A 15836-nucleotide genomic window follows, 5' to 3' on the forward strand; every position below is an offset into this window, starting at 1 on the left:
CCCGTACGGCCAGAGAGGCATCACGATGTCGGCCCCCGCCGCCACCCAGGTCACCGTCCCCAACATCGGCGACTTCTCCGACGTCCCGATCATCGAGGTCCACGTCTCGCCCGGTGACACCATCGCCGTCGACGACCCGCTGCTCACCCTCGAGTCCGACAAGGCGACGATGGACGTGCCGTCCTCGCACGCCGGTCGGGTCGCCGAGGTCCTCGTCTCCGTCGGCGACTCCGTCAGCGAGGGCACCCCCGTCGTCGTGCTCGACGCCGGGGAGGGCGAGCCGACCGAGGACGGCGGGGACGCCCCGACCCCGTCCGGCGCCGCGGCCCAGGCCGACGCCGAGGCCACCGCGCAGGAGCCGGACACCGAGCGGTCGGCGCCGTCGTCGAACGGCAGCTCGAACGGCTCGTCGAACGGGAGCTCCGCCCCCGTCACCGCCACCCCGGCGGCGTCGGAGCTGCCCGCCCACGCGGGTCCGAGCGTGCGCAAGCTGGCGCGGGAGTTCGGGATCGACCTCGCGCAGGTCAGCGCGAGCGGGCCGAAGGGCCGGATCACGAAGGACGACCTGCTCTCGTTCGTCCGCGGTGGGGACGGTGCCTCGGCGCCGGCCGCCGCGGCGCCGGCTCCCGCGCAGGGCTCGGGCATCCCCGAGATCCCGGCGCAGGACTTCTCGGTGTTCGGCGAGGTCGAGACGCAGCCGCTGTCGCGGATCACCCGCATCTCCGGGCCGTTCCTGCACCGGTCGTGGCTGAACGTCCCGCACGTCACGCACAACGACGACGCGGACATCACCGACACCGACCGGTACCGCAAGGAGCTCGACACCGCTGCGAAGGCGGAGGGCTACCGGGTCACGCTGCTGGCGTTCCTGATGAAGGCGAGCGTCTCGGCGCTGAAGGCCTTCCCGACGGTGAACGCCTCGCTGACCCCGGAGAAGGACGCGCTGATCCTCAAGCGCTACTACAACATCGGCGTCGCGGTGGACACGCCCGGCGGCCTCGTGGTGCCGGTGATCCGCGACGTCGACCGCAAGGGCATCGTCGAGCTGTCCAAGGAGCTCGGCGAGGTCTCGGCGCGGGCCCGCGACGGCAAGCTCACCGGGGACGACATGAAGGGCGGCACCTTCACGATCTCCTCGCTGGGCGGGATCGGCGGCACGGCGTTCACCCCGATCGTCAACGCCCCCGAGGTCGCGATCCTCGGCGTGGTGCGCTCGCGGGTGGCGCCGGTGTGGAACGGCTCGGAGTTCGAGCCGCGCACCCTGCTGCCGCTGTGCTTCTCCTACGACCACCGCGTCATCGACGGCGCCCTGGCCGCCCGCTTCACCCGCCACGTCGCCCACACCATGGGCGACGAGCGCCGCCTGCTCCTCTAGGTGCGCTTCGCGCATGTGAGCACTTTCCGTCGCCAGGGCGACGGAAAGTGCTCACATGGCCTCCGGCCACCCCATCTTCCGGAAAGGTTCCGCTGTGGCTGACACCGTCGTCGTCGAGGTCCCCGACATCGGCGACTTCACCGACGTCCCCGTCATCGAGGTGCACGTCGCCGAGGGCAGCGAGATCGCGCTCGACGAACCGCTGCTGACCCTGGAGTCGGACAAGGCGACGATGGACGTGCCCGCCGAGGTGGCGGGGACGGTCACCGAGGTGCGGGTGGCGGTCGGCGACCGTGTCTCGCAGGGCAGCGCGATCCTCGTCGTGACCCCGAGCGATGCGGGCGGCACCACCGCGACCCCGCCGCCCACCAAGAAGGCCTCGACCCAGACCGAGAAGCCGGGCGCGAAGGAGCGCAACCGCACCGCGCCGACGCCGGCGTCGGACGGGGCCGAGGACCGGCACGTCGGGCTGCTCGTGCTCGGCGCCGGACCCGGCGGCTACACCGCGGCGTTCCGGGCGGCCGACCTGGGCATGGACGTACTCGTCGTCGACTCCCGCGACACCCTCGGCGGGGTGTGCCTGAACGTCGGCTGCATCCCGTCGAAGGCGCTGCTGCACGCCGCCAAGGTGATCGCGGAGACCAAGGAGATGGCCGACCACGGCGTCTCGTTCGGCGCCCCGCAGATCGACCTGGACAAGCTGCGCGAGTGGAAGGACGGCGTCGTCGGCAAGCTCGTCGGCGGCCTCGGCGGTCTGGCCAAGCAGCGCAAGGTCGCCACCGTGCAGGGCGTCGGGCGGTTCGTCTCGCCGCACCGCGTCGAGGTCACCGCGGCCGACGGGTCGACGACGACGATCGGGTTCGACCAGGCGATCGTCGCGGCCGGGTCGGAGCCGGTGCAGCTGCCGTTCGTGCCGCACGACGACCCGCGGGTGCTCGACTCGACCTCCGCGCTGGAGCTCGCCGAGGTGCCGGAGCGGCTGCTCGTGCTCGGCGGCGGGATCATCGGGCTGGAGATGGCCACGGTGTACGCCGAGCTCGGGTCGCGGATCACCGTGGTCGAGCTGATGGACCAGATCATCCCGGGGGCCGACAAGGACCTCGTGAAGCCGCTCGCGAAGCACATCTCGTCGCGCTACGAGAACGTCTTCCTCTCCACCAAGTGCACGAACGTCGAGGCCACCGACAAGGGCCTCGTCGTGTCGATGGAGGGGAAGAAGGCCCCGGAGCAGGACACGTTCGACGCCGTGCTCGTCGCGGTCGGCCGGGTGCCCAACGGCAAGGTGCTCGGGCTGGACGCGGCCGGGGTCGACGTGAACGACCGCGGGTTCCTCGCCGTCGACGAGCAGATGCGCACCAACGTGGGGCACATCTTCGCGATCGGCGACATCGTCGGGCAGCCGATGCTGGCCCACAAGGCGGTGCACGAGGGCAAGGTCGCCGCCGAGGTGGCGGCCGGGAAGCCCAGCGCGTTCGACGCGAAGGTCATCCCGTCGGTGGCCTACACCGACCCCGAGGTCGCCTGGGTCGGCGTCACCGAGAACGAGGCCAAGGCGCAGGGCCTGTCCTACGGCACCGGCACCTTCCCCTGGGCCGCGTCCGGGCGGTCGCTGTCGCTGGGCCGCTCCGAGGGGTCGACGAAGCTGCTGTTCGACACCGAGACCGACCGCATCATCGGCGCCGGCATCGTCGGCCCCGCGGCGGGCGACCTCATCGCCGAGGCCGGGCTCGCGATCGAGCTGGGTGCCGACGCCGCCGACATCGGGCTCACCATCCACCCGCACCCGACCCTGTCCGAGACCGTGGGCATGGCGGCGGAGGCCTTCGAGGGCACGCTGACCGACCTGTACCTGCCGAAGAAGCCGGCGAAGGCCTGAGGCGGCTCCGCCCTTTCCGAGCGAACGGCACTCTCGCGCACATAGATGCTGCGAGAGTGCCGCTCGCTCGGGTCGGGGCCGGTCAGGCCGCCATCGGCACGTCCACCGTGACCGCCTGCACCGCCCCCTCGCGGGCGGCGCGCCGGGCCTCGGCGTGGAAGTCCGGGGCGGTGCAGAGGTAGAGCGTCCGCCCGTCGGAGCCGCCGAGACCACAGGCGTACACGCCCGTGCCCGGCTCGACGGAGTCGACGATCTCGCCGCCCTCGCGCACCCGGATCGCGCGGTTGCCGAGCGCGTCGGCGACCCACAGGCACCCCTCGGCGTCGAGCACCGAGCAGCCGTCGGGACCGACGACGAGCTGGCCCCCGAGCACCGTCTGCAGGTCGGAGGACGTCGGCAGCGGGCCGAACGAGGCCCAGTCCCGGCGCGGGCCGAGCGATCCGTCGTCGTGGACGTCGAAGGCGCTGATGCGGTTGCCGAACGTCTCGTCGACGAGCAGCGTGCCGCCGGAGACGACGCTGCCGTTCGGGAACCACATGTCCTCGGCGGCGGCGGTCACCGAGCCGTCGGGGTCGACGCGGAAGACCGTCGTCGGCGCGACCGGGGCGCCGCCCATCAGGTCGAAGCCGAAGTTGCCGACCCACGCCCGGCCGGTCGTCGGGTCGACGACCATGTCGTTGAGCTGGGCGGGCACGTGGTCGGAGAGATCGGCGTGCGTGACCACGGACCCGTCGTCCTCGCGGCGCAGGATCCGGCGGTCGAGCGCGGAGACCGCGAGGAGCCGGCCGTCCGGGAGCCAGCCGATGCCGGACGGCTGCTCGGGGATCTCCAGCTCGGTGCGCAGGTCGGCGCCGTCCTCGCGGGCCGAGAGCACGCGGTGGGTGTAGAAGTCGACGAACCACAGGCGGTCGTCGTGCCAGCGCGGGCACTCGGTGAACGTCAGGCCGTCGGCGACGGTGCGGATCTCGCGGCTCACGGGGGGACCTCCCGGCCTCGGCAGTGGGGCGGGAGGACCCTACTCACTCAGAACGGCCGGCGGCGGTGTCCGAGCGTGCCCATGAGCAGGAAGAGCAGCGGGAACATCACGAACCCGACGGGGTGGCCGAGGACCGTGAGGGTCACCATCCCGAGGGCCAGCACGATCGGGAGCAGCGCCACCGGCCACACCGTGTGCCGGGCGGGCAGGTGCGGCTGCGCCGGCACGACCTGGCCGGCCGGCGCGAGGTGCGGCTCGGGCAGGTCCCGGAACAGGGCGTCCAGCTCGTCCCGGTAGACCGCGGCCCCGGCGGCGGCCGACCGGTCGCTGTACTCGGCCACGTCGAGGCGCCCGGCCTCGAGGTGCGCGTCGAGCGCCGTCATGGCGGCGGTGCGCTCGTCGTGGCCGACCCGCAGGCGGGGCGTCTCGGCCGGCCGGTCCGCGGGGTCGTCGTCCATGCCTCCATGGTGCGCCCGGATCGCCGATCGTGCCGTGAGGTCGACGTTCAATTCTGCGCGGTGGGCCGCACGACGATCTCCCCGACGTCCACCGTGGGCGGCTGCGCCATCGCGTAGGCGACCGCGCGGGCGATCGCGTCGGGCGGCATCGCGATCCGATCCATCTGCTCCCGGTACTCCCGGCGGCGGGTCGGGTCGGGCACCGCGTCGACGAACTCGGTCGCGGTGAAGCCGGGGGAGATCGCGGTGACCCGCAGGTGTGGTCCGGCCTCCTGGCGCAGCCCCTCGCACAACGTCCGCACGGCGTTCTTCGTCGCGGCGTAGACGACCTGGTCCGGCACGATCCGCAGGCCCGAGGTCGAGACGATGCTGATCAGGTGCCCGGCGGACTGCGCCCGGAACACCGGCAGGGCGGCGGCGACGGCGTGCAGCACGCCGCGCAGGTTCACGTCGATCATCTCGTCCCAGGCCTCGACCGGCTGCTCGTCGAGCGGGCCGACGTGCGCGGCGCCCGCGTTCGCCACGACCACGTCGAGTCGTCCGAAGGCGGTGACGGCGAGGTCCACGAGGGCCGCGACGTCCGCCCGGGACCGGACGTCGGTGGCGAGGGTGCGGACGTCCCCGCCGAGCTCGGCGGCCAGCGCGGCGAGGCGGTCGGCCCGGCGGGCCCCGAGGACCAGGCGGGCGCCCTGCGCGGCGAGCAGCCGCGCGGTCGCCTCCCCGATCCCGCTGCTGGCTCCGGTGATCACGACGACGGGTGCGTCCACGGTGCGCTCCTCGATGCGATAGGGCTATCACTCGCTAGAGTAACAGCCCTCTCACATGGGTTGGAGGACCGATGCCCGGAGGCCCTCGCCGGCGGGGTCGCTACCACCACGGCGACCTGCCCTCGGCGTTGCTCGACGCCGGGCTGGAGCAGCTCGCGACGGCGGGTCCGGCCGGGTTCTCGGTGGCGGAGGTGGCCCGGCGCGTGGGCGTCAGCACCGCGGCCCCGTACCGCCACTTCACCGACCGCGACGGGTTCCTGGCCGCCGTGGCCGCCCGGGCGGCGGAGCGGCTCGCCACGGCGATCTCCGCGGCGGCGACCGACGAGGATCCCCGGGAGCGGCTGGCGGCGGCCGCCGGCGCCTACGCCGTGTTCGTCGCCGAGCACCGCACCGGGTTCGACGTCGTCTACGCCCCCGCGCTGCGCGGGGCGCGCGACGCCGACCTCGCCGCGGCGGGCCGCACGGTCATGGCGCTGTTCCTCGACCCGGCGCGGGAGATCGCCGGGGACGCGGGGCTCCGGCTGACCGAGCAGGTCGTCGCCCTGGCGCACGGCTACGGGACGCTCGACGCCGACGGCTTCCTCACCGCCGACCGGGTCACCGACGAGCCGACCGGGGTCCGGGCCGGCCGGGCGGCACGGGCGCTCATCGACGGCGCGAGCGGCTGACCTACGGCAGCAGCTCGGAGCGCTTCGCCTCGTGCCGCAGCTCGTCGCGGTGCTCCGGGGCGGCGATGGCGATCAGTTCCCGGGCGCGCTCGGCGATCGAGCGTCCGCGCAGCGACGCGACCCCGTGCTCGGTGACCACGTGGTCGACGGTGTTCTTCAGCGTCGTGACCACGCTGCCGGCCGTGAGCTGGGCGCGGATGCGCGACCGGCCCGAGGACGTCGCGGCGTGCGTGACGAGGAAGGCCCGGCCGCCCTCGGAGTACATGGCGCCGCGGGCGAAGTCGGACTGGCCGCCCGAGGACGACCAGTACCGGCCGCCGATCGTCTCGCTGGCCGCCTGGCCCAGGAGGTCGACCTCGGTGGTCGCGTTGATCGACACGAAGTTCGGCTCCTCGGCGACCACGCGGGGGTCGTTGGTCCACTCCACCGGCAGGAACGCGACGTCGGTGCGCCCGTCCAGCCAGCGGTGCATCGCCTCGTCGCCGATCGAGAACGTGGTGACGTGCTCGCCCGGACGTTGCTTCTTCCGCGCACCCGTGACGACGCCGAGGTCGACGAGGTGGGCGAGGCCGCTCGCGAGGCACTCGGTGTGGATGCCGAGGTCGCGGTGCCCGGTGAGGGCCGCGGTGACCGCGCCCGGCGTGCCGCCGACACCGATCTGCAGGCACGCGCCGTCGGGCACCAGGTCGGCCACGAGTCCGGCGATCGCGTGGTCGGCGGGGGAGGGGTCGCGGTGCGCGACCGGCGGCAGCGCCCGGTCGGTGGCGATCCAGCCGGCGACCTGGTCGGGGCGCAGCAGGTTCGCCCCGCGGGTGAACGGCATGGCCGAGCTGACCTCGAGCACGAACGGCACGTCGCCGATCATCGACGCCACGTAGTCGGCGTTCGTGCCCAGGCTGAACCGGCCCTCGTCGTCGGGACCGGCGGCCGCGGCGAGCACCACACTGCGCCGGGTGGCCCGACGCAGCAGCAGCGGCATCTCGGAGAAGTGGTTCGGGACGAGGTCGCAGGTGCCGTTGCGGTACGCATGGCGTGAGCCCGGGCCGAGGTAGTAGTCGACGTGGCGCAGCCGGTCGCCGAACTCGCCGCGGATGTACGGGCGCTCGACGAACGGGTCCATGCGGTGCACCCGGACCCGCTCGAGCGTGTCGGCCTCCGACTCGAGCAGGTCGAGCAGCGTCTGCGGCTCGCCCTGGCCGATCGGCACGATGACGTCGGCGCCCGGCGGGACCAGCTCCCGCAGGAGGGCGCGGGCCTCGTCGGTGGACAGCGGTGCGCTCACCCTCCGCGCGTACCCCGCCGACCGGTCCGCCATCGCCGGTCGCGATCACCGTCTCACCGGCCGGGAACAACCGGGTACCGGCGACGGTTCGCCCGGGGCGACCGAGGAGGACTCCATGCAGACCCTGTGGGACCGGGCCACCTTCCACGCCGAGCTCGGCCAGTGGATCGACGCGGCGAGGGTGCTCGCCGACCTCGTCGAGGCCGAGCCCGGGGCGTCGGCGGCGCGACTGCTGCTCGCGCGGGCCTACTACCACTCCGCCCAGCTGGGCCGGGCCGAGGAGCAGGCCCGCCGGCTCGTCGCCGACCGTCCAGACGACGGCTACGCCCACCTGCTGCTGGGCCGGTCGCTGCAGCGGCAGGGCCGGCACGACGAGGCGACGGGACCGTTGCGGCTCGCCGCCGCCCTCGGCGCTGGTGCCTAGCGGGTCACTGGGCCGTGTGAGTGAACGACACGCCGACTCCGGTTGCGCACTACTCAATGTGAGGGTCCCGCGTCACGGCGCTGACATTCGCCCGTCGGCGCCCGATATCCGGCTCGTCGAGCAACGGCGAGGGAGTGGGATGACGCAGGTGGGGGAGCCGTGGGTGGTGGTCCTCTCGGACCCGCAGACGGGCGGGATCGAGAGCTTCGGACCCTATTCGCGGCAGGAGGCGGAGCGGCTGCGGCTGTGGTGCGCGGCGGAGCTCGACCTCGACGAGCTGGGAGACGTGGTCGTGCTCGCGGCGCGGATGCGGTCGTGAGCGGCGTGGGGCAGCTGACGCTGCGCCGGTTCGTGGCGCTGGAGGCGCGACGGACCGAGCCCTCCGCGCCGGCCGCGGCACCCGTCGTCGGGAACGATCCCGACGACGGGTGGGGTGCCGCGTTGGCGCACGGCGAGCGCGGGGAGTGGGGCGAGGCGGCCCGGTTGCTCGGGACGGTCGTCGAGGACGACCTCTCGAGCCCGGTGCCGCGGGTGCTCCTGGTGGAGGCCCTGATGTCCTCCGCCCAGTGGCGGCCGGCGGCGGCGCACCTGCGCCGACTGCTCGCCGACCACCCGGCGGACGCCTACGCGGCGTTCCTGCTGGAGCGGTGCGCGGCTCAGCTCGGGTCCCACTCCAGCGTGGTGGTGTCGAGCGAGTCGAGCAGGTCGAACCAGGGGCCGGTGCGGGGCAGCTCGAACCGGTAGAAGTACCGGGCGGCGGCGCGCTTGCCCGCGGCGAACGCGTCGTCCCGCTCCCCGATCGCCAGCAGCTGCTCGAGCCAGATCCACGCGGCGACGACGTGGCCGACGGCCTCCAGGTAGACGCTCGCGTTGGCGAGCGTGACGTCGGGGTCGCCGGCCGCGTGCAGGGTGGCGGTGGTCTTCTCGATCCGCACCAGCGCCGCCTCCAGGGCGGCGGCGTACTCCTGGTGGTCGCCGGCCCGGCCGAGGGTGTCGCGGACGGTGGAGAGCAGCAGGTCGAGCCCGGCGCCGCCACGCATGACGGCCTTGCGGCCGAGCAGGTCGATCGCCTGGATGCCGTGCGTGCCCTCGTGGATCGGGTTCAGCCGGTTGTCGCGGTAGAACTGCTCGACGGGGAAGTCGCGGGTGTAGCCCGACCCGCCCAGCACCTGGATCGCGAGGTCGTTGGCGGCGAGGCACCACTGGGACGGCCAGCTCTTCGCGACCGGGGTCAGCACGTCCAGGAGCAGCGCGGCGCGCGCGCGGGCCTCCTCGTCGGGATGGGTGTCCTTCTCGTCGACGAGCCGCGAGCAGTAGAGCCCGAGCGCCATCCCGGCCTCGGCGTAGGACTTCTGCGCGAGCAGCATCCGCTTGACGTCGGGGTGCTGCGCGATCGGGATCATCGGGGTGGAGACGTCGCGGCCGCCGACCGCGCGGCCCTGCGTGCGGGTGAGCGCGTACTCGAGGGAGTGCAGGTAGCCGGTGACGCCGAGGGCGGTCGCGCCCATCCCGACGCCCACCCGCGCCTCGTTCATCATGTGGAACATGGCGGCGAGCCCGCCGTGCTCGGCGCCGACGAGCCAGCCGACGGCGCCCTCACGCTCGCCGAAGTTCAGCAGCGTGTTGACGGTGCCGCGGTAGCCCATCTTGTGGTTCAGGCCGGCGAGGACGACGTCGTTGCGGGTGCCGTCGTCGAGGATGCGCGGGACCGCGATCAGGCTGATGCCCTTCACCCCGGGCGGACCTCCGGGGATCTTCGCCAGCACGAGGTGGATGATGTTGTCGGTGAGCTCGTGCTCGCCACCGGAGATCCACATCTTCGTGCCGACGACCCGGTAGGAGCCGTCCGGCTGCGGCTCGGCGCGGGTGGTGATGTCGGCGAGCGAGGAGCCGGCCTGGGGCTCGGAGAGGCACATCGTCCCGGACGTGGAGCCGTCGAGCATGCCCGGCACCCACGCCTCGATCTGCTCCGGCGTGCCGTGGGCGAGGAGCAGGTTGACCGCGGCGGTCGTCAGGAACGGGTAGGAGGCCGTGCCGATGTTGGCGGCCTGGAACCACGCGAGCGCGGCGCGCGCGACCGTGAACGGCAGCCCGGTGCCGCCGTGCTCGGCCGGGACCGAGGCGGCGAGGAATCCGGCCTCGGCGAACGCCCGGATCGCCTCCTGCACCCCGTCGACGAGGACGACCTTCCCGTCCGGTCCCTGGTGGGGCTCGGCGAGGTCGGCGGCCCGGTTGTGCGGCTCGAAGCGCTCGGTGGCGATCTGCTCGGCGAGGTCGAGCACGGCGTCGATCGTCTCGCGGTCGTGCTCCGCGAAGGGGGCGCGGTCGAGCAGGTCGCCGACGCGCAGCCAGTCGTGCAGCAGGAAGTCCAGGTCGGCGCGGTCGAGGATCCGGGAGGTCACCGGTCCATCATGCGCCCCGCCGGGCCCTACCGGCCCGCCCCCAGCCAGGCGCACGCCAGGAGGGCGAGTTCCACGTCGAGGCGGTCGCCGTCGACCGGGCGGCCCCGGATCTCCTTCGCCCGGCGGACCCGGTACTTGACCGTCGACGGGTGGACCCCGAGCTGGGTCGCGGTGGCCGCGTTGCTGCCGCCGGTCGCGAGGAAGACCCGCAACGTCTCGCGCAGCCGGGCGCGGGTCTGCCCGGGCTCGGCGAGCGGACCGAGCACCCGCTTCACCCAGGCCGTGGCCCCGTCGAGGTCGGCGCAGAGCAGGGCGACCGCCCCGACCTCGTCGAACAGCGTCACGGCCGGGGCGTCCTCGCCGGCCGCGAGCGTCACGGCCCGGGCCCGCAGCGCCTGTTCGTGGGTCACCCGGAACCCCTCGACGTCGGCCGCCGGAGCCCCGCACGCCACGCGGACCGGTTCCCCGCCCCGGCGCACCACCGCTGCCACCGTCTCCCGGGACACCTCGACGACGCCCGGCAACCACACCCACGCGCTCGTCGTGTCCCAGGGGACGACGAGGGCGCGGCCCTGCGCCTCGAGGGCCAGGGCCAGGGCGTCGGCGCAGCGTTCGAGCGCGACCAGCGCCGGACCCGCCGTCGGGGGCTCGTCGAGCCAGAGCACCAGTCCGAGGTGGTCGCGCCCGAAGCGGTACCCCAGGACCGCCTCCACCGCGCGGCGCTCGTCGGGCCCGGAGGGCGCGCGCCGGTCGAGCACGTCGCGGATGCGGGCGACCCGGATGGCGTGCCGGTTCTCCAGCCAGCGGTCGCGCTCCGCCTCGTACACGGCGACGACGGTCTGCGAGACGTGGTCGACGTACTCGAAGACGGTCAGCACGACGTGCTGCGACACGGCGGCCACCGCGTCGCGCTCCACGGCCGCCTCGACGCACGTGAACGCCCACTCCATGAGGCGCGCCTGCCCGAGCCGGTACGCACGGACGAGCGCGTTCACCGGCACCCCGCGCTGGGCGAGCCGCCGTGCGTACTCCACCGCGGCCGGCGGCGCCTCGACCTCGCGCGGGGGCAGGCCGTGCGCCAGTACGTGCAGGATCGTCTCGACGTTGCCGCCGACGCTCGCCCCGAGCAGGTCGATCAGCGCGGGATCACCGCGCAGCTCGTCGATCCGGGCGGCGAGCAGGTCCCGGATCTCCGCACTGATCTCGTCGCGGTGCCGGGCGAGACCGGCGGCGACCGCGGCGACCGCGGCGGACCCGTCGTCGGGACGGGGCAGCGTGCCGTTGAGCTCCCGCACCCGATCACCACCTTGTGACGCCCGCCACCGCGACCGTAGTCCCATGCGGGCGGACGAACCAGCGGTCCCGGTTCGTCCCGCGGGGACGAAGCGTCGCGGTGTGTCCCGGGTCACGGTGGGAGGTCCCGACGAGACGAGGAGATTCCGTGCCCCTGCACCCCGAGGCCCAGGCTCTGTTGAACGCGCTGGCCGAGATGGGCAGCCCGCCCTTCGAGTGCATGACCGTGCCGCAGGCCCGCCAGGCGACGGCCGCGTTCCTCGACCTGCAGCCCCCGGCGGAGGAGGTCGGCACCGTCTCGAACCGCGCGATCCCCGGCCCGGCCGGCGACATCCCGGTGCGGATCTACGTGCCGAAGGGCGAGAAGGTCCGCGGCGTCCTGCTGTACTTCCACGGCGGCGGCTGGGTGATCGGCGACCTCGAGACCGTCGACCGGCCGTGCCGCAGCATCGCGAACGCGGCCGACGTCGTCGTGGTCTCGGTGGACTACCGGCTCGCGCCCGAGCACCCCCAGCCCGCGGCCTTCGAGGACTGCTTCGCCGCGACCGCGTGGGTCGCCGAGCACGCCGAGGAGCTCAACGTCGACCCGTCCCGCCTCGCCGTCGGCGGGGACTCGGCGGGCGGGCACCTGGCCGCGGCGGTCTCCCTGCACGCCCGCGACCACGGCGGTCCCGCCATCGCCTTCCAGCTGCTGATCTACCCGGTGACCGACTTCGCGTTCACCACGCCGTCGCACACCGAGAACGGCGAGGGCTACCTCCTGCAGCGCGCGACGATGCAGTGGTTCTGGGCCCACTACCTCGGCGCGTCCGACCCGGACAAGGACCAGACGGTCTTCCCCGCGCGCGCCGCGTCCTTCGCCGACCTGCCCCCCGCCTTCGTCGCGACCGCCGAGTTCGACCCGCTGCGCGACGAGGGCGAGGCCTACGCCGAGTCGATGCGCGCGGCCGGCGGCCAGGTCTCCACCACCCGCTACGACGGCATGATCCACGGCTTCCTCTGGACCCTCGGCGCGACGCCGTCGGGGGCCCGGCTGGTGGACGACTCCGTCGCCGCCCTGCGTTCCGCCCTGGAGAGGTGAGCACGATGACCGTGACCGAGACCCGCCCCGAGACCGCCGGCAGCGGCGCCACCGAGCACGTCGACGTCCTCGTCGTCGGTGCCGGGGTCGCCGGCATCGGCGCCGGACACCACCTGCGCGAGAACTTCCCGGAGCGCAGCTTCCTCCTCCTCGACGCCCACCCCGACCGCGGCGGGACGTGGTGGACCCACCGCTACCCCGGCGCCCGCTCGGACTCCGACCTGTTCACCTACGGCTACCGCCACAAGCCCTGGCGCGGCCCGTCGATCGCGTCCTCCGAGGAGATCCTGAACTACCTCGACGAGGTGATCGAGGAGGACCACCTCAAGGAGCGCATCCGGTACCAGCACCGGGTGGTCTCGACGAGCTGGTCGTCCGACGACGCGCGCTGGACCGTCGAGGTGCACCGCGAGGACACCGGCGAGACCGTGCGGCTGAGCTGCCACTTCCTCTGGATGTGCCAGGGCTACTACAAGCACGACGAGCCCTACACGCCCGAGTTCCCCGGGCGCGAGCGCTTCACGGGCCAGGTGTTCCACCCGCAGAGCTGGCCGCAGGACCTGGACTGGACCGGCAAGAAGGTCGTCGTCATCGGGTCCGGGGCCACCGCGGCCACCGTCGTGCCGGCCATGGCCGAGACGGCCGAGCACGTGACGATGCTGCAGCGCACGCCGACCTTCATGATCGCGGCGCCGAAGACCCACGAGCTCGCGATCCAGCTCCGGGCCCTCGACATCCCGGAGGAGTGGACCTACGAGATCCTCCGCCGGACCTACATCGAGCAGTTCAACGAGCTGACACGGCTCTCGGCCGAGGACCCGGACACCGCGCGGCAGTACCTGCTCGACGAGATGCGGCCGCACCTGCCCGAGGGCTTCGACATCGAGAAGCACTTCAACCCGGCCTACCGGCCCTGGCAGCAGCGGATCGCGCTGCTGCCCGACGGCGACATGTTCGCCTCGATCAAGGAGGGCAAGGCCTCCGTCGTCACCGACACGATCGAGACGTTCACCGAGACCGGCATCAGGTTGGCGTCCGGGGAGGAGCTCGAGGCCGACATCATCGTCACGGCCACCGGGTTCAACCTGTCCTGCTTCGGCGACGTCGCGTTCTCCGTCGACGGCGAGCCCGTGGACTTCTCGGAGCGGGTCACCTGGCGCGGGATCATGATCGACGGCGTGCCGAACATGGCCTTCGTCTTCGGGTACTTCCGGCACTCCTGGACGCTGCGGGCCGACCTGATCTCGGACCTGGTGACGCGGCTGCTGCAGCACATGGACTCGCTCGGGGTGCGCTCGGTGACCCCGGTGGCCGGTCCGGACGTCGAGCTGCGGCCCTGGTCGGACCCGGAGAACTTCAACCCCGGGTACGTCATGCGCTCGCAGGACAAGATGTTCAAGCAGGGCGACCGCGCACCGTGGACCCACATGCACGAGTTCGCCGAGGAGCGGCACACGCTGCCCGCGGCCGACCTCGACGACGGGTCCCTGAAGTACGACTGAGTCCGCTCACGTCGACGCCCGCAGGACGAGCCCCGCGAGGACGAGGCTCGTCGCGAGGGTGAGCCAGCCGCCGAGGGCGTGGGCCAGGGCGCCCCACCCTCCGCGGCGGGCACCGAGCGCCGCGACGACCACGGAGCCGAGCACCCCCAGCCCGATCAGCACCAGGGCGACGAGCTGGGGGAGCCCGGTGCACAGCAGGGCGCTGCTCGACGACGTGCACGAGTCCGCCGCCATGGCGATCGGCAGCAGCGCGACCATCCCGACGAGGCCGCCCGCGGCCAGCAGCACGGCCGCGTGCACCGCGGAGGCGATCACGACGGCGGGTCGGGGCCGGGTCTCGAGGAGCATGCCGGAGACCCTGCTCGGCCCGCCCCGGCCCCGGGACCGGGGAACTACTCAGGCGCCCCGGTAGCGCGGCGGACGCTTCTCGGCGAAGGCCGCCGGGCCCTCGACGGCGTCGTCGGTCCGCATCACGGCGAGGAACGCCTCGTGCTCGCGGGCCATCGCCGTCGGGTGGTCCAGGCCCAGGCCGTCGAGCACCCGCTCGCGGGCGGCGCGCACCGCGAGGGGACCCTTCGCGGCGATCGACCGGGCCAGCGCGCAGGCCGCGGGCACCAGGTCGGCCGGCTCGACGACGCGGTTGACCAGCCCGGACCGGTACGCCTCGGCCGCGTCGATCGGCTCCCCGGACAGGATCATCTCCATCGCGAGGCCCAGCGGCACGGCCCGGGGCAGCCGCACGGTGCCGCCGGCGCCGGGGATGATCGCCCACTTCGTCTCGGCCAGCCCGAAGGTCGCGTTCGGCGAGCAGAGCCGGATGTCGCAGGCCAGCGCCATCTCCAGCCCACCGGCCAGGGCGTGCCCGTTGACGGCGGCGATCAGCGGCTTGTGCCGCGTGGTGGCCGTGAACCCGCCGAAGTTCCACGGCGGGTCCTCGCCCGCCCGGACGGCCTCCCGGTACGCGGGGATCAGCGCCTTCAGGTCGGCGCCCGCGGAGAACGTCGTGTCGCCGGCGCCGGTGAGCACGGCGACGAGCCGGGCGTCGTCGGCCTCGAAGTCGGCGACGGCGGCGCCGAGGTCGCGCTGGTGCGCCGGATCGAGGGCGTTGCGCGCCTCCGGGCGGTCGATGGTGATGACGAGGACGCGCTCGTCGTCGGGGTCGGTCGCGACGCGGATCGGCACGGCCGACAGCTTCGCGGAGCGGGACCACGCGATCAACGGCTGCGGTTGTGCGCGATCGACTGGGGTGCGACAGTGGTGTGGATCACCACACGACTCGTGACGGGGGCCACCACCACATGAGCAGCACCTCACTCTTCGAGCGTCTCGGCGGGACCTATGCGATCGCGGGCGCGGTCGACGTCCTGGTCGACCGGCTCTTCGAGAACGCCGGGGTCATCGCGAACCCGGCCGTCGCCGAGCACCACGTCGCGGCCAACGGGCCCGGGTATAAGTTCCTCGTCACGGCCTGGTCCATCGAGGCGGCGGGTGGACCCAAGTGCTACCCGGGGCTCGACATGATCGCGGCGCACACCAAGCTGCACATCACCGACGAGCAGTTCAACGCCGTGTACTACGAGATCGAGGCGACCCTGCGCTTCCTCGGCGTCCCGGAGGCCGAGACGAAGGAGTTCATGGCGATCATCGAGCACTACCGGCCCGAGGTCACCCAGCAGCAGAAGGTCGAGCAGGCCGGCACGCTGGAGCCCGCCGTCGCGTGAGCTCGTGAGCT

The 15836-nt window shown here is 73.5% G+C and carries 17 protein-coding genes; 9 read left to right on the plus strand and 8 right to left on the minus strand.

The window, feature by feature from the left end:
- Positions 1-25 precede the first annotated feature (25 nt).
- Both ACQPYX_RS12895 and lpdA read left to right on the plus strand, forming a co-directional pair.
- Positions 26-1375, plus strand: coding sequence for a 2-oxo acid dehydrogenase subunit E2 (locus ACQPYX_RS12895; protein WP_433803309.1), 1350 nt, complete (start codon positions 26-28; stop codon positions 1373-1375).
- 94 nt (positions 1376-1469) lie between these two features.
- Positions 1470-3251, plus strand: coding sequence for a dihydrolipoyl dehydrogenase (gene lpdA / locus ACQPYX_RS12900; RefSeq protein ID WP_433803310.1), 1782 nt, complete (start codon positions 1470-1472; stop codon positions 3249-3251).
- Between the two features lie 82 nt (positions 3252-3333).
- On the opposite strand, the gene ACQPYX_RS12905 is transcribed toward lpdA, so the two are convergent.
- The 3 genes from ACQPYX_RS12905 to ACQPYX_RS12915 are packed head-to-tail and all read right to left on the minus strand — an operon-like array spanning position 3334 to position 5452.
- Positions 3334-4227, minus strand: a complete 894-nt coding sequence (locus tag ACQPYX_RS12905) for an SMP-30/gluconolactonase/LRE family protein (RefSeq protein ID WP_433803311.1) — start codon at positions 4225-4227, stop codon at positions 3334-3336.
- 47 nt (positions 4228-4274) lie between these two features.
- Positions 4275-4685, minus strand: a complete 411-nt coding sequence (locus ACQPYX_RS12910) for a DUF1707 SHOCT-like domain-containing protein (RefSeq protein WP_433803312.1) — start codon at positions 4683-4685, stop codon at positions 4275-4277.
- Between the two features lie 47 nt (positions 4686-4732).
- On the minus strand, positions 4733-5452 hold the full coding sequence (locus ACQPYX_RS12915; RefSeq protein WP_433803313.1) for an SDR family oxidoreductase: 720 nt from the start codon (positions 5450-5452) through the stop codon (positions 4733-4735).
- A gap of 71 nt (positions 5453-5523) precedes the next feature.
- On the opposite strand from ACQPYX_RS12915, the gene ACQPYX_RS12920 reads away from it, so the two are divergent.
- Positions 5524-6120 (plus strand): TetR/AcrR family transcriptional regulator, encoded by a 597-nt coding sequence (locus ACQPYX_RS12920; RefSeq protein WP_433803314.1) that lies wholly within the window; start codon positions 5524-5526, stop codon positions 6118-6120.
- Position 6121: 1 nt separating this feature from the next.
- On the opposite strand, the gene ACQPYX_RS12925 is transcribed toward ACQPYX_RS12920, so the two are convergent.
- The gene (locus tag ACQPYX_RS12925; protein WP_433803315.1) at positions 6122-7402 is read right to left on the minus strand and encodes an acetyl-CoA hydrolase/transferase family protein; all 1281 of its coding nucleotides are present in this window, start codon (positions 7400-7402) and stop codon (positions 6122-6124) included.
- A gap of 115 nt (positions 7403-7517) precedes the next feature.
- Here ACQPYX_RS12925 and ACQPYX_RS12930 point away from each other — a divergent pair, with 115 nt between their 5' ends.
- The 3 genes from ACQPYX_RS12930 (at position 7518) to ACQPYX_RS12940 (ending at position 8570) form a co-directional block, all read left to right on the plus strand.
- On the plus strand, positions 7518-7826 hold the full coding sequence (locus ACQPYX_RS12930) for a tetratricopeptide repeat protein (RefSeq protein WP_433803316.1): 309 nt from the start codon (positions 7518-7520) through the stop codon (positions 7824-7826).
- A gap of 139 nt (positions 7827-7965) precedes the next feature.
- On the plus strand, positions 7966-8145 hold the full coding sequence (locus ACQPYX_RS12935; protein WP_433803317.1) for a hypothetical protein: 180 nt from the start codon (positions 7966-7968) through the stop codon (positions 8143-8145).
- On the plus strand, positions 8142-8570 hold the full coding sequence (locus ACQPYX_RS12940; RefSeq protein WP_433803318.1) for a tetratricopeptide repeat protein: 429 nt from the start codon (positions 8142-8144) through the stop codon (positions 8568-8570). The genes ACQPYX_RS12935 and ACQPYX_RS12940 overlap by 4 nt, the downstream gene beginning before the upstream one ends.
- Here the strand turns inward: ACQPYX_RS12940 and ACQPYX_RS12945 are convergent.
- Both ACQPYX_RS12945 and ACQPYX_RS12950 read right to left on the minus strand, forming a co-directional pair.
- Positions 8483-10228 carry an acyl-CoA dehydrogenase gene (locus ACQPYX_RS12945; RefSeq protein ID WP_433803319.1) on the minus strand — a complete coding sequence of 582 codons (1746 nt, stop codon included), beginning with the start codon at positions 10226-10228 and terminating at the stop codon, positions 8483-8485. The two genes, ACQPYX_RS12940 and ACQPYX_RS12945, sit on opposite strands and share 88 nt — an antisense overlap.
- 26 nt (positions 10229-10254) lie before the next feature.
- A complete protein-coding gene (locus tag ACQPYX_RS12950) occupies positions 10255-11523 on the minus strand; it encodes a PucR family transcriptional regulator (RefSeq protein WP_433803320.1) in 1269 nt (422 codons plus the stop codon).
- Positions 11524-11669: 146 nt separating this feature from the next.
- On the opposite strand from ACQPYX_RS12950, the gene ACQPYX_RS12955 reads away from it, so the two are divergent.
- Both ACQPYX_RS12955 and ACQPYX_RS12960 read left to right on the plus strand, forming a co-directional pair.
- On the plus strand, positions 11670-12602 hold the full coding sequence (locus ACQPYX_RS12955; RefSeq protein WP_433803321.1) for an alpha/beta hydrolase: 933 nt from the start codon (positions 11670-11672) through the stop codon (positions 12600-12602).
- A 5-nt stretch (positions 12603-12607) separates the two neighbouring features.
- Positions 12608-14104: a flavin-containing monooxygenase gene (locus ACQPYX_RS12960; RefSeq protein ID WP_433803322.1), complete on the plus strand. Its 1497-nt coding sequence runs from the start codon at positions 12608-12610 to the stop codon at positions 14102-14104.
- 6 nt (positions 14105-14110) lie between these two features.
- Here ACQPYX_RS12960 and ACQPYX_RS12965 read toward each other — a convergent pair whose 3' ends face one another.
- Together ACQPYX_RS12965 and ACQPYX_RS12970 are read right to left on the minus strand one after the other, a co-directional pair.
- Entirely contained in the window at positions 14111-14452 is a 342-nt protein-coding gene (locus ACQPYX_RS12965; RefSeq protein ID WP_433803323.1) for a hypothetical protein, read from the minus strand.
- Positions 14453-14500: 48 nt separating this feature from the next.
- Positions 14501-15286 carry an enoyl-CoA hydratase/isomerase family protein gene (locus ACQPYX_RS12970; protein ID WP_433803324.1) on the minus strand — a complete coding sequence of 262 codons (786 nt, stop codon included), beginning with the start codon at positions 15284-15286 and terminating at the stop codon, positions 14501-14503.
- A 116-nt stretch (positions 15287-15402) separates the two neighbouring features.
- Between ACQPYX_RS12970 and ACQPYX_RS12975 the strand changes: the two genes are divergently transcribed.
- A complete protein-coding gene (locus ACQPYX_RS12975; protein WP_285597123.1) occupies positions 15403-15825 on the plus strand; it encodes a group I truncated hemoglobin in 423 nt (140 codons plus the stop codon).
- Positions 15826-15836: the final 11 nt, after the last annotated feature.

Source organism: Actinomycetospora sp. CA-084318 (assembly GCF_050955885.1).
In the GTDB taxonomy this organism is placed as follows: Bacteria; Actinomycetota; Actinomycetes; order Mycobacteriales; family Pseudonocardiaceae; genus Actinomycetospora.